Source organism: Streptococcus cristatus, assembly GCF_003943505.1.
Classification (GTDB): Bacteria; Bacillota; Bacilli; order Lactobacillales; family Streptococcaceae; genus Streptococcus; species Streptococcus cristatus_E.
In genome coordinates this window covers 54,902-68,577 of the sequence record NZ_RJPS01000001.1, presented here as the reverse complement: position 1 = coordinate 68,577, position 13,676 = coordinate 54,902, and the positions used below count along the sequence as shown (strand labels likewise).

Below are 13,676 nucleotides of genomic sequence, written 5' to 3'. Positions count from 1 at the left end.
TTATGATAGAATAATGCATTATCGAGAAAGAGAAGTAATTAAAATGTTTACAACTTATATCCTAGCTGCAAACTGGTATGAAGAACTTTTGAAGCTCCTTCCAGATGGCAAACTGTTTAGTCTACGGGCTGTTTTTGATGCCATTCCAGCGATTCTGAAAACCTTGCCTGTTACACTTTTGTTGACGCTGGGTGGAGCAGTTTTCGGCATCATCTTGGCCATGATTTTCGCAGTGGTCAAGATTAACCGCACGAGAATCCTGTATCCTATTCAGTCTGTCTTTGTGAGCTTCCTCCGTGGGACGCCCCTTTTAGTTCAGCTCATGTTGACTTATTTTGGGATTCCGCTCCTGCTGAAAGCTATCAATCAAAAATATGGGACGACTTTTAATATCAATGCTATTCCTGCCTCAGTCTTTGCAATTATTGCCTTTGCTTTCAATGAAGCAGCCTATGCCAGCGAGACGATTCGGGCAGCCATTCTTTCGGTAGATCCGGGTGAGATCGAAGCAGCTCGTAGTCTGGGAATGACCAATCGCCAAGTTTATCTGCGGGTCATCATTCCTAATGCAGCAGTTGTGGCAACACCGACTCTGATCAACTCCCTCATCGGCTTGACCAAGGGAACATCTCTGGCCTTTAGTGCGGGCGTCGTAGAAGTCTTTGCCAAGGCTCAGGCTATCGGTGGGTCGGATTATCGTTATTTTGAGCGCTTCATTTCCGTTTCGATTATTTACTGGATTGTCAATATCGTGATTGAGCAAATCGGTCGTGCGATTGAAAAAGCTATGGATATCAAGGCGCCAGCCAAGCTGGAAAAAATGGAGCAAGCGCAAGGAGGTAGGATTTGATGATTAAAATTTCCCAGTTAAGTAAGGAATTTTCTGGCCAAAAGGTCTTGGATAATCTAAGTTTGGAAATTCAAAAAGGAGAAGTCATTGCTCTAATAGGCTCCTCAGGTGCTGGTAAATCAACCTTCCTGCGCAGCCTTAATTATCTGGAGCAACCAGATAGCGGAAGGATTGAAATTGATAACTTCAAGGTGGATTTTTCAACTATTTCACCAGATGAAATCTTGACTCTGCGTCGAAAATTGGCCATGGTTTTCCAACAGTTCAATTTATTTTCCCGTCGGACAGCTCTGGAAAATGTCAAGGAAGGTTTGCTGGTAGTTAAAAATTTGTCTGACCAAGAAGCGACTAAAATCGCCAAGGAAGAGTTGGCAAAGGTGGGTCTGTCTGATCGTGAGAATCATTATCCCAAGCATTTATCAGGCGGTCAAAAACAGCGGGTGGCTTTAGCGCGGGCCTTGGCCATGAAGCCAGATGTTCTCTTGCTAGATGAGCCAACCTCAGCCCTTGATCCAGAGCTAGTCGGTGAGGTAGAGAAATCCATTGCCGACGCCGCTAAAGCAGGACAAACCATGATTCTAGTCAGCCACGATATATCTTTTGTTTCTCAGGTAGCAGATCGGGTGCTTTTCTTGGATAAGGGGCATATTATCGAGTCAGGTAGTCCAGAGGAAATTATCAATCATCCCAAGGAAGCTAGAACCAAAGAATTCTTTGCTAGTTACAAACGGACTTATATTTGATATAATAGAAAAAGTGAAAGCTCAGTTGGCTAGACCAGCTGGGTTTGTTTTCGACTAGAACCTTTTTAAGGCAACTGATTATTGAGGAGCTGACATGTTAATTAAGATTTTTTCTCTCTATATCCAAAGTCTCATCTATACGACGATTCTGGTAGGACTTGCCGATGGTTTGTGGCTTTTATTGCAGCGGCTCGGTCGCAAGGATCGGACGCTTGCGGTAGGTCAAAGCCAAATTTACGATCTTCTTTTGATTACAATTATGACGATTCCAATTTTGTCTTTTGCGATTTTTGGTTTACTGGTTGTTCTTAAAGCTTAAATACTTGTAAAAGATGCGCTAGTTTGTTAGAATAACAGTAGTTACAACAAAGAGGAAGGAAAAAGATGATGTACGATACAATGATTATTGGAGCTGGTCCTGCGGGAATGACAGCAGCCCTCTATGCAGCTAGAAGCAATTTAAAAGTGGCCTTGCTGGAACGCGGTATTTACGGCGGCCAGATGAATAATACTGCGGAGATTGAAAATTATCCCGGTTATGCTCGTATCAGCGGACCAGAGCTGGCTGAAAAGATGTTTGAACCCTTAGAAAATCTAGGCGTAGAGCATTTGTTTGGTCAAGTTGAAAAAATTGAAGACCATGGCGACTATAAGAAAATCATTACTGAGGATGAAGTATTTGAGACCAAGGCAGTGATTTTGGCTCCTGGTGCCAACCATCGTCATCTAGGAGTTCCTGGCGAGGAAGAATACAATAGCCGCGGCGTTTCCTACTGTGCGGTCTGCGATGGTGCCTTTTTCCGTGATGAAGATCTCTTAGTGGTCGGAGGCGGCGATTCTGCCGTTGAAGAAGCGATTTTCCTCACGCGCTTTGCAAAGTCTGTGACCATTGTTCACCGTCGTGACCAATTGCGGGCGCAAAAGCTCTTGCAGGAGCGGGCCTTTGCCAATGAAAAAATCAGCTTTATCTGGGATTCCGTTGTAAAAGAAATCAAAGGAGACGACCGTAGGGTAACCAGTGTGGTTTTTGAAAATGTAAAAACGGGACAAATCAGCGAGTCAGACTTTGGTGGCGTCTTTGTTTATGTCGGCTTAGATCCTGTTAGCGACTTTGTCAAAGATCTGGGTATTTGCGATGAAGCTGGCTGGATTGTGACGGATCAACATATGAAAACGGCTATTGCTGGCATTTATGCCATTGGTGATGTTCGTCAGAAAGACCTACGCCAAATCACCACAGCCGTTGGAGACGGAGCAGTAGCAGGCCAAGAAGTTTATAAATACATCACAGAGCATTAAAGAGGAAGAGATGGGAATAAGATCAAAAATGAATCATTTTTTGGTCTTTCCTAGCTCTTTTTTATTTTTGTTTACGAATTACATAATAGAAAGAATAGGTTTCAAATCAGTTCCGGGTTAAACGATACAAATTTGTTACCAATTTGTAATCATTGTCCTATTATGCTACAATAAAGGTGTGCAACTCTAAAAAGGATGGAGAAAGCGTATGAAAACAAAAGGATTAGTTTATCTAGCTAGTACAGCTATTTTATTAGCAGCCAGTGCTAATAGCGTTTTTGCTGACGAAACAAATCAAGCAGCAAATGATAGACAGCAAACGGAGCCTTCGGTTGCTGTGACCAATCGAGATGCTGGCAAACAGTCTGATCTAGCTAGCAAGCCTTTAGAAGTAGATTCTGAGACAAAGAAAGATAGTGGTGTATCTGAGGCTTCTTTAGGCAAAGACGAAAAAGTCGCTTCAAGTTCCTCTGAAAAGGAGGGTAACTCGTCAATTGAACAGCCTAAGAACGATTTGGCATCAGTCCCTTCTGAAAACATTTCTTCAGGGAGAGCTTCATTTAGATCTGTGACAGCTGCTTCTGATAAGCCACAAGAGGCAGAAACAAAGCCAGAATCTGATCCAAAAGCGAGAGTTTCTCGTGCAGTTGATGACAAGCCTCAAGGAACTATCAATATTACAAATGTCGATCCAAATGCTGGTACCTTCGATGTGCATGTAACCAACATTTCATCCCCTAAGCCTATCAAAAAAGTCGCTCTACCAACTTGGTCTAGCGTGAATGGTCAGGATGATATTATCTGGTACGATGCTAAACGACAAGTGGATGGCACCTATAAAATTAGCGTTACAGCTCGTGACCACAAGTATTCTACAGGTGAGTACAATGTTCATCTCTATTATCTCTTGGAAGATAATCAGTTGGTCGGTGTAGGCGGTACAAAAACAACTGTTACCATCGGCAAACCACAAGGAAAAATTGATATTGTCAATAATAATCCAGACACAGGTAGTTTCGATGTAGTTGTCTCAGGGGTTTCTAATCCTTATGGTGTGAAAAAAGTTGTTGTTCCTGTTTGGTCTAGTGTCAATGGTCAAGACGATCTAGTTTGGTACGAGGCGCAGCACCAGACCAATGGTAATTACACTGTCACAGTAAAAGCTTCTCACCACAAGAACTCTCTAGGTGAGTACAATATCCACCTCTATTATGTTCAGGATAATGGCCAGTTGGTCGGTGTAGGTGGTACAACGACTACAGTTTCTAAGGCTCAGCCTAAAGGAACGCTGAAAATTGAAAACAATAATCCAGATACAGGTAGTTTCGATGTTGTTGTTTCTGGTGTTTCCAGTCCTTATGGCGTCAAGGAAGTCAAGCTACCAACCTGGTCCACCGACAAAGGTGGTGATGACCTGATATGGTACACAGCAGTCAAGCAGGCTGATGGTACTTATCGGGCAACCGTCAAAGCAGTAAATCATAAGAAATCAACAGGCGAATACAATGTCCATCTCTACTATATTCAAGATGATGGTCAGCTGGTTGGTGTAGGTGGTACTCGAACAACAGTTAGCCTATCTCAACCTAAAGGAACCTTGAAAATTGAAAACAACGATCCAGCTACTGGTAGCTTTGATGTCGTTGTCTCTAACGTTTCCAATCCTTTTGGTGTTAAGGAAGTCAAACTGCCGACTTGGTCTAACGATAAAGGTCAAGATGATCTAGTCTGGCACACAGCAATCAAGCAGTCCGATGGCACCTATCGGGCTCGTATCCAGGCTCGGGATCACAAATATTCTTTGGGAGACTACACTGTTCATCTTTACTATATCCAAGATGACGGTCAATTAGTCGGTGTAGCAGGCACCCAGTTCAGTTTAGCAGCCAAGCCTAAAGGGACTTTGAAAATTGAGAACAATAATCCGGATACGGGCAGCTTCGATGTTGTTGTGTCTGATGTTGTCAGTCCTTTTGGCGTCAAGAGCGTGCATCTGCCGATTTGGTCTAGTGATAAAGGCCAAGATGATATTGTTTGGTATACAGCCACCAAGCAGTCCGATGGCACATACAGGGCTAGCATTCAAGCCCGCAACCATAAGATGTCCACTGGTGAGTATCATATCCACCTTTACTACCTTCAAGATAATGGTCAGATGATTGGGGTTAGTGGCACAACAACTACTGTTTCTGTCGCTAAACCAAAAGGAACTCTCACGATTGCCAATAATAATTCAACAACAGGTAGTTTTGATGTTGTCGTGAGCGGAGTGAGCAGTCCAGAGGGAGTTCGTGAAGTGCTTCTGCCAACTTGGTCTAGCACTAATGGTCAAGATGATATTATCTGGTATCGAGCTGCCAAGCAGGCTGATGGTACCTACAAGATGAATATTAAGGCGAGCGACCATAAATATTCTACAGGTGAGTACAATGTTCATCTCTATTATGTAGGGAATAATGGCCAGTTGGTCGGAGTTGGAGGAACCAAGACGACCGTATCTCTAGGCACCCCAAAAGGTAAGTTGACCATCCAGAACAACAATCAACAGACAGGCACCTTTGAAGTGGTGGTTTCTGAAGTTGAGAATGCTTATGGTGTCAAGGAAGTTAAATTGCCAACCTGGTCAAGTGCTAACGGTCAGGACGACATTATTTGGTACACAGCAGTCAAGCAAGCCGATGGTACTTACAAGGCACAGGTCAATCTACGTGACCACAAGTATTCTACAGGCGAATACAATATCCACCTCTACTATGTTCAGAATGATGGCCGTATGGTCGGGGTCGGAGGCACGAAGACAACAGCGAATGTAGCTTCAGAGCACATTAAGCCAACGGGTCAAATCACCATTAAAAATAATAATCCTCGATTAGGCACGTTCGAAGTTGTAGTGACCAATGTTTATAGTCCAAAAGGAGTCAAGGAAGTCAAATTGCCAACTTGGTCAAGTGTCAATGGTCAGGATGACATTGTTTGGTATCGGGCTCAAAGGCAAGCGGATGGTAGTTATAAGGCCCTAGTACGCACCTCTAGCCATAAATATTCTACGGGAGAATATAATATTCACCTCTATTATGTTCAAAATGATGGTAGTTTGGTAGGCGTTGGTGGAACGACTACAACAGTCAGCAGAGGAGTTTATGATACGCCATATTATTCACAACGTGATCCTAGATGGGCTGGTTTATATTATGGAAAATATAATTTAGCAGCTACTGGCTGTGTTCCTACCACATTAGCAATGACTATTTCTGGTATTACAGGTCAAACTGTTTTACCAACAACCGTAGCGGACTTCCTTTATCATCACACAGACTCCTTTAACAAAAATGGTCTATTTGGAACGTCAAGTAAGGGTATTGTCCAAGGGGCACAGAACTGGGGACTGACAACAGATGTCTTACATTCATCAGCAGCACTTAAAGAAGCTTTGGCAGCAGGCCATCATGTCATGGCAGCCGTTGGTAGCAGTGTCTTTGCCAGCCATTTTGTTACCCATGAGATAGTCTTAAGAGGCTATCAAAATGGCCAAACACAGGTCTATGATCCTTATAATGCTAATAATAACGGTTGGTACTCAGTTGATTATATCTTTGGTTCAAAGAGCGGAGCGCCTGAAGATAATACAGAAGGTTCACCATTTATCTCTGTGAGAGCTTAGATTATAGCTGGTTACAAAACAATTTATATGGAGTTTTAGCCTACTTTAGTGAGCTAGCAGTACCTACATTTAGGAGGTTGGGACAAAAGAGTCCCAGCCTCTTTTTTATGCCTAGCTTGTAAATATTATGCAAGAAAAAAACTCACAGAGCCTCAACTAGTGTGAACTGTAAGTCACTAGACTAACAGCCCTACTTTGAGATCTATGAGTTTTATCGTCTTATCATATTGGGAGAGTTTTGCATATTCATCTTGAATGCTTTCAAAAGTGCCAGTTGCAACTTATGCCCTAACCACACTTCCCCAATAATATTTCCATCTTGTTTTTTCAAGGTATTTTTTGAATGCGATCAATTCATCGGACTTATTCTTGAGCACCTCGTCACATACAAAAGGGTACAACTTAAATGCCAAATAACTAATTTGGTCCCCCTTCTGTAGTCCTTTGGCACTACTTAAGAGCTCTTCCCGTAACTTTGAGCTAATGATGATACTATCGTTATTATAGATCCTATCAATCTGTTGGTAGTATTCATCTCTCTTCTTGCGATTTTTAGTAAATATCATAACCAACATCTCCTTACAACTTTAAATTATAAATTGGCTAGTTAAAAACAATAAAACTATAAAATGGAGCTCACAGTCCTTGGATTGCATCATCCCAAAGTGGATCACCTAATAATAGTATTGTCCTAGTAGCTTTATAGAGTTTTCTGCACTTCATAAGGTAGGAGTGAACATTCATCCTTAGGTCATTATAGCAAATATCTCTTTGTATATCAATTTTAAGTGTATAATCGCTATCAAAATTTTGACAATAGAAGTAATAGACATATAGTATTTAAGAAGAACAATTTGCTGGTCATTCGTCGCTATCAAAAGCTGGTATAAACGAAGGAAAAAACGTTTTTAAGCTCCACAAGAAGATTTTAAAGAATTGGTCTGGATGGAGCGGATTGCGGATTGAGGACAGTGCTTCGGTCAATGGCTTTCACCTTTTTCTCTAAGTGCGATTCCTTGCTTCTGCAATTAGCATTTTAAAAAATTCTCTTTTAGTGGTATAATAAGGGTAATATCTTAGAGAAAAGAGTTCATTTATGACAAATTATGCCGTTATTTTGGCTGCGGGTAAGGGTACTCGCATGAAATCAGATTTACCAAAAGTATTGCACAAGGTGGCAGGAATTTCCATGCTAGAGCACGTTTTCCGTAGTGTTAGTGCGATTGAGCCTGAGAAGACTGTCACTGTTATCGGGCACAAGGCGGAACTGGTCGAGCAAGTTTTGGCAGATCAGACCGAGTTTGTCCGTCAGACCGAGCAGCTGGGAACGGGCCATGCGGTCATGATGGCTGAGCCTATTTTGGAAAATCTGGCTGGTCAGACGCTAGTCATTGCTGGTGACACTCCCCTGATTACGGGAGAAAGCCTGAAAAATCTGATTGATTTTCATATCAATCACAAGAATGTTGCGACAATCCTGACTGCTGAAGCGGACAATCCTTTTGGCTATGGCCGGATCGTGCGCAACCAGCACGGAGAAGTGATCAAAATCGTTGAGCAAAAAGATGCTTCTGATTTTGAGCAGCAAATCAAGGAAATCAATACAGGGACCTATGTCTTTGACAATGCCCGTCTCTTTGAGGCCCTCAAGAATATCAATACCAACAATGCGCAGGGAGAATACTATATCACAGATGTGATTGGAATTTTCCGTGAAAATGGAGAAAAAGTCGGTGCTTATACGCTGAAAGACTTTGATGAAAGCCTCGGCGTCAATGACCGAGTGGCTTTGGCGACAGCTGAAAGCATTATGCGTCGCCGAATTAATCAGCAGCACATGATTAACGGTGTTAGCTTTGTCAATCCAGATACGACCTATATTGATGTAGATGTAGAAATCGCACCTGAAGTGCAAATTGAAGCAAATGTGACCCTGAAAGGTCAAACCAAGATTGGGGCAGAGACGATCCTGACCAATGGGACTTATATTGTAGATTCAGAAATTGGAGAGAGAGCTGTTATCACCAGCTCTATGATTGAAGAATCTAGTGTTGCAGATGGAGTGACGGTCGGGCCTTACGCTCACATTCGTCCAGGTTCTAGCCTGGCTAAGGACGTCCATGTCGGCAACTTTGTTGAAGTTAAGGGTTCTTCTATCGGCGAAAATACCAAGGCTGGTCATTTGACCTACATTGGCAACTCTGAAGTCGGTACTAATGTCAACTTTGGTGCGGGAACGATTACGGTCAATTATGATGGCCAGAAGAAGTACAAGACTATCATCGGTGACAATGTCTTTGTTGGTTCAAACTCGACTATTATTGCTCCAGTTGAGCTGGGTGACAATTCCTTGGTCGGTGCAGGTTCTACCATCACGAAGGACGTACCAGCAGATGCCATTGCTTTGGGTCGTGGCCGTCAGATCAACAAGGAAGATTACGCTAAGCGACTTCCTCATCATCCTCAAAATAAGTAGGTTCAGTCATGGAATTTGAAGAAAAAACCGTCCAACGGACGGAGATTTATCAGGGACCGATTTTTAAAGTGGTTCAGGACCAGGTAGAGCTGCCAGATGGCAAAGGTCAAGCCCAAAGGGATTTGATTTTCCATAATGGCGCGGTGGCTGTGATTGCCATCACTCCGGAAAATAAGATGATTTTAGTCAAGCAGTACCGCAAGGCGATCGAAGCGACTTCTTATGAGATCCCAGCTGGGAAGTTGGAGCTAGGAGAAAATGCAGATCCGCAAGCGGCTGCCCTCCGAGAATTAGAAGAAGAGACGGGCTACACTGGGCAGTTGGAGTTGGTCTATGATTTCTACTCTGCCATCGGTTTTTGCAATGAAAAAATCAAGCTCTACAGCGCCAGCCATTTAACAAAGGTCGAAAATCCTCGTCCCCAAGACGAAGATGAAACATTGGAACTTTTTGAGGTCAGTCTGGAAGAGGCGGAGCAGTTGCTGAAAAGCGGTGACATCTGCGATGCCAAGACCATCATGGCTCTTCAGTACTGGCAACAAAAAAATCTGAATAAATAGGAACGTAGATCAATGGGAAAAGCTTTATTAACAGATGAAATCATTGAGCGGGCCAATCGTGGAGAACATATTGATGGTCCCTTGCTGATGGACGATGAAGAAACTAAGGTCATTTCTATTGCTAGAAAAGGAACTTTCGGCTATGCTGCTCCACGGCAAGCTGTCAATCAAGATACTCTACAGATTGAAGTTGAACCGACAGTTATCAAAAGTCGTCGAATCGAAAATCAAAAACGAAGTATTTTTCAGGCTAAATTAAACAAAATCCTATTCTGGATTGTGCTTCTCTTGATTGGATTAATTGCGGCCATTATTTGGCTATGATAAAGAGGGGAGTGAGGGAAACGAGAAGATGAAACTCTGCTTCCTCTCCCTCTTTTTAATGTAAAGAAGGAAAGAATGAATCATGAAAATCGGAATTATCGCGGCTATGCCTGAGGAGTTGAAGCTGCTGGTAGAGCATCTGGAGATGGCAAAGAAACACCAGCTCCTAGGGCATGTCTACCATACTGGTCGGATTGGCCATCATGAGGTTGTCCTAGTGGAAAGTGGAATCGGCAAAGTCATGTCAGCCATGAGTGTGGCTGTGTTAGCCAATGACTTTGAGGTAACTGCGGTCATCAATACGGGTTCCGCTGGAGCAGTGGCTCCAGGTCTAGAAATTGGAGATGTAGTGGTGGCAGATCGTTTGGTCTACCATGATGTAGATGTGACAGCTTTTGGCTATGACTACGGTCAAATGGCACGGCAACCCCTCTACTATGAAGCCAGTCGCTACTTAGTTGAGGAGATGAAAGAAGTGCTGGAAAAGACCCAGCAGACGAGCCGAGTTGGCTTGATTGCGACGGGAGATAGCTTTATCGCTGGACAGGACAAGATTGACCAAATTAAACAACATTTTCCTGATGTTTTGGCAGTAGAGATGGAGGGAGCAGCCATTGCTCAAGCCGCGCATTCTCTTGGATTGCCTTTTATGGTCATTCGCGCAATGAGCGATACAGCCAGCCATGATGCCAATATCACTTTTGATGAATTCATCCTAGAAGCAGGCAAGCGCTCAGCTAAAACTCTGATTCAATTATTGAATAACTTAGAGTAAAAAAAGACTTCAGAATGATTATTCATTCTGAAGTCTTTTTGTCTAGGATTAATTTATTTGACGATAGGCTGTTTATTAGAGTCTAGAGTAAAGCCTTCTCCTAAGATTTCATGGGCTTCTGAAATAGTTGTAAAGGCAAATGGATCGATGTCATTGATGAGTTTCTTCATTTGCTGCATTTCGTTACGAGAGACAACACAATAAACGATTTGCAAATCTTGCTTGCTATAGAAGCCCTGTCCTTGCAGATAGGTGACCCCTCTTCCAAGTTTTTCATTGATGGCTTCAGCTAGTTCTATTGGTTTGCTGGTGACAATCAGGAAGCCTTTGCCAGCGAAGCCACCCTCAGCAATCAAGTCAATAACACGAGAGGTGATAAAGACAAACATGAGTGTATAAGAAACCATGCGTAGATCTTTAAAGACCAAAAGAACCAGAGAAATCACGATAAAGTCCACTGTCAGCATGAGTCGTCCCATGGAGATGCTAGTATATTTATTGAAAATACGAGCTACAATATCGGTACCACCAGTCGTTCCTCCAGCGTTGAAAATAATGCCTAATCCGACTCCCAGAATAATTCCTGTTCCAAGGCAGGCCAGTAAGACGTCGCCATCCAAGGAAGAAAAGAAATAGTCTTGTAAATGTTTGGAGGCAGGTAGCAACTCGAATAGTTTAAGCCAAGCTGATACAGAGAAAGTACCTAAAATACTAAGGTAAAGGGTGCGATTTCCCAGTAATTTCCAAGCGAGAATAAAGAGTGGAATATTGATGACCAGGTTGGTGGTTGATACAGGAATCTTGAAGAGGTAGTAGACAATCAAAGTTATCCCCGTTGCTCCGCCTTCATACAAGTGAAAAGGAATCACCAAATAATGAATCCCAAAAGAAAAAATTCCAGCCCCCAGAATGATGGCCAGTACATTTTTAAATTTAAACATCAGACTCTCCTAAGAATTTTCTGACTCTATTTTATCAAAAGTTTTCACTTTTGAAAATAATATGAAATATTTTTCGAGAAATTCTTCTATGGGCTTTTGGGATAATTTTTGGTACAATAAAGCATAGACTAAAATAGGAATTTCTGCAGCCATTGGCAGAATGAATGTAAAAGGAAAACAATGAAAAAAGGTGTTTTTATATCGCTAGAAGGGCCAGAAGGTGCTGGGAAGACCAGTGTATTAGAGGCTTTGCTTCCTCAGCTGAAAGAGACGGGCTATAAGTTACTGACGACGAGAGAGCCTGGCGGTGTCGCTATTTCTGAGAAAATCCGCGAGGTGATTTTGGATAAGGGGCACACAGCAATGGATGCTAAGACGGAGTTGCTGCTTTATATTGCTAGCCGACGTCAGCATTTGGCGGAGAAGGTTCTGCCTGCCCTAGAGCAAGGGACATGGGTCTTGCAAGATCGGTTTATTGATAGCTCGGTGGCTTATCAAGGCTATGGCCGGGGCTTGGCAGTTGACGATGTGGAATGGCTCAATCAGTTTGCGACTGATGGACTCAAGCCAGATTTGACCCTCTATTTCGATATTGATGTCAAGGAAGGTCTGGCTCGCATTGCTAAAGACCAGGAGCGCGAAGTCAATCGTTTGGATCTGGAAGGTCTCGACTTGCACGAGCGCGTGCGCCAAGGCTATCTGGCTATTTTAGAAAAGGAACCAGAACGTGTCGTCAAGATAGATGCTAGTCAGCCACTGGAGCAAGTCGTGGCCGACAGTTTGGCAGTTATTAAAGAGCGTTTTATCAAAGAAAAATGACAGTAGAAGATTTACGTCAGGCTCAGCCTCAGCTTACAGAAACTTTTCAGAAAATATTAGAAGCAGGGCGGCTCAATCATGCTTATTTATTTTCGGGGAATTTTTCCAGTTTTGCCATGGCTTTGACCTTGTCCCAGAGTCTCTTTTGTGAAGATCGTCAGGGAGTTTGGCCCTGCGGTACTTGTCGGGCTTGTCGCTTGATTGAGAGTGAGGACTTTTCGGATGTGACGATTGTGCGGCCAGTGAATGGCATTATTAAAACGGAGCGCATTCGTGAGCTGGTGAGAAGTTTTTCCCAGAGCGGTATGGAGGGCAACAAACAGGTCTTTATCATCTGTGATGCAGATAAGATGCATATCAATGCCGCTAATTCCCTCCTCAAGGTCATCGAAGAGCCCCAGAGTGAGATTTACATCTTTTTTTTGACAGCCGATGAGCATCTGATCCTGCCCACTATCAAGAGCCGAGCGCAGATTTTCCACTTTCGGAAGAATCAGGTCGCTCTCAAGCACCAGCTGGAAGAGGCTGGCTTAATCAAAAGTCAGGCTGAGTTGCTGGCTGCATATAGCCAGACCCAGGAAGAGGCTGACCAGCTGGTGTCCAACAAGTCTTTCTTTGAGCTGGTCAGTGAGAGTCAGCGCTTTGTTAAGGCTGCCCTGACCAATGAGAATCAGGCTTATCTCCAAGTGGCCAAGCTGGCTAAACTGGCTGAGGACAAGGATAAACAGGAGCAGGCTCTTAAAGTCTTGGAGGTCTTGCTGGCCAAGGAACTTGGAAGCGAGGCAGGTCGCAAGAAACTGGAAGATCTCTTAGAAGCAAAGAAGATGTGGCGAGCCAATGTGTCTTTTCAAAATGCTCTGGAATACATGATTTTAAAAGCCAGTGCCCAAGCAAGATAGGAGCAGAAAATGAATAAAAAAGAACTATTTGATGCCTTGGATGATTTTTCTCAGACGCTTTTAGTGACCCTTGCCGAGGTAGAGGCTATCAAGAAAAATCTCAAGAGTGTCGTCGAGGAAAATATCGTCCTCCAGCTAGAAAATGATAAGCTGAGAGAGCGACTAGGTGAGGTAGAGCAAGCAGCACCGGTTAAAATCAATAAAAATCGGGACAACCTCCGCAAACTGTACTACGATGGTTTTCACGTGTGTACAGATTTTTATGGTCAACGCCGAGAAAATGATGCGGAGTGCATGTTCTGCGATGAGTTGTTATTCAGGGAGTAGAG

Annotated in this window: 13 protein-coding genes; 12 read left to right on the top strand and 1 reads right to left on the bottom strand. The window is 43.2% G+C overall.

Annotated elements, in window-relative coordinates; all coding sequences use genetic code 11:
- The first annotated feature begins 43 nt into the window (after nucleotides 1-43).
- From D8792_RS00315 to D8792_RS00270, 9 genes are all read left to right on the top strand, one after another.
- Complete coding sequence (locus D8792_RS00315) at nucleotides 44-850, top strand: amino acid ABC transporter permease (RefSeq protein ID WP_125372446.1); 807 nt, start codon at nucleotides 44-46, stop codon at nucleotides 848-850.
- The gene (locus D8792_RS00310; RefSeq protein WP_015605309.1) at nucleotides 850-1,593 is read left to right on the top strand and encodes an amino acid ABC transporter ATP-binding protein; all 744 of its coding nucleotides are present in this window, start codon (nucleotides 850-852) and stop codon (nucleotides 1,591-1,593) included. Before D8792_RS00315 ends, D8792_RS00310 begins: the two co-directional genes overlap by 1 nt.
- 94 nt (nucleotides 1,594-1,687) lie before the next feature.
- Entirely contained in the window at nucleotides 1,688-1,912 is a 225-nt protein-coding gene (locus D8792_RS00305; protein ID WP_045500825.1) for a DUF4059 family protein, read from the top strand.
- Between the two features lie 68 nt (nucleotides 1,913-1,980).
- Complete coding sequence (trxB, locus tag D8792_RS00300; protein WP_125372657.1) at nucleotides 1,981-2,892, top strand: thioredoxin-disulfide reductase; 912 nt, start codon at nucleotides 1,981-1,983, stop codon at nucleotides 2,890-2,892.
- Between the two features lie 208 nt (nucleotides 2,893-3,100).
- Entirely contained in the window at nucleotides 3,101-6,553 is a 3,453-nt protein-coding gene (locus tag D8792_RS00295; protein WP_125372445.1) for a GBS Bsp-like repeat-containing protein, read from the top strand.
- 1,096 nt (nucleotides 6,554-7,649) lie between these two features.
- Nucleotides 7,650-9,029: a bifunctional UDP-N-acetylglucosamine diphosphorylase/glucosamine-1-phosphate N-acetyltransferase GlmU gene (gene glmU / locus D8792_RS00285; protein WP_125372443.1), complete on the top strand. Its 1,380-nt coding sequence runs from the start codon at nucleotides 7,650-7,652 to the stop codon at nucleotides 9,027-9,029.
- 8 nt (nucleotides 9,030-9,037) lie between these two features.
- Nucleotides 9,038-9,589 (top strand): NUDIX hydrolase, encoded by a 552-nt coding sequence (locus D8792_RS00280; RefSeq protein WP_125372442.1) that lies wholly within the window; start codon nucleotides 9,038-9,040, stop codon nucleotides 9,587-9,589.
- 12 nt (nucleotides 9,590-9,601) lie between these two features.
- Nucleotides 9,602-9,913: a cell wall synthase accessory phosphoprotein MacP gene (macP, locus tag D8792_RS00275; RefSeq protein WP_045500835.1), complete on the top strand. Its 312-nt coding sequence runs from the start codon at nucleotides 9,602-9,604 to the stop codon at nucleotides 9,911-9,913.
- Nucleotides 9,914-9,995: 82 nt separating this feature from the next.
- A complete protein-coding gene (locus D8792_RS00270; protein ID WP_125372441.1) occupies nucleotides 9,996-10,688 on the top strand; it encodes a 5'-methylthioadenosine/adenosylhomocysteine nucleosidase in 693 nt (230 codons plus the stop codon).
- Nucleotides 10,689-10,741: 53 nt separating this feature from the next.
- Here the strand turns inward: D8792_RS00270 and D8792_RS00265 are convergent, their stop codons facing one another.
- Nucleotides 10,742-11,629: a YitT family protein gene (locus D8792_RS00265; protein ID WP_125372440.1), complete on the bottom strand. Its 888-nt coding sequence runs from the start codon at nucleotides 11,627-11,629 to the stop codon at nucleotides 10,742-10,744.
- Nucleotides 11,630-11,809: 180 nt separating this feature from the next.
- On the opposite strand from D8792_RS00265, the gene tmk reads away from it, so the two are divergent.
- From tmk to yabA, 3 genes are read left to right on the top strand one after another with little or no spacing between them, the layout of a single operon-like run.
- Complete coding sequence (gene tmk, locus D8792_RS00260; RefSeq protein WP_125372439.1) at nucleotides 11,810-12,448, top strand: dTMP kinase; 639 nt, start codon at nucleotides 11,810-11,812, stop codon at nucleotides 12,446-12,448.
- Nucleotides 12,445-13,347, top strand: coding sequence for a DNA polymerase III subunit delta' (locus D8792_RS00255; RefSeq protein ID WP_125372438.1), 903 nt, complete (start codon nucleotides 12,445-12,447; stop codon nucleotides 13,345-13,347). The genes tmk and D8792_RS00255 overlap by 4 nt, the downstream gene beginning before the upstream one ends.
- 9 nt (nucleotides 13,348-13,356) lie before the next feature.
- On the top strand, nucleotides 13,357-13,674 hold the full coding sequence (gene yabA / locus D8792_RS00250) for a DNA replication initiation control protein YabA (RefSeq protein ID WP_005591852.1): 318 nt from the start codon (nucleotides 13,357-13,359) through the stop codon (nucleotides 13,672-13,674).
- Nucleotides 13,675-13,676: the final 2 nt, after the last annotated feature.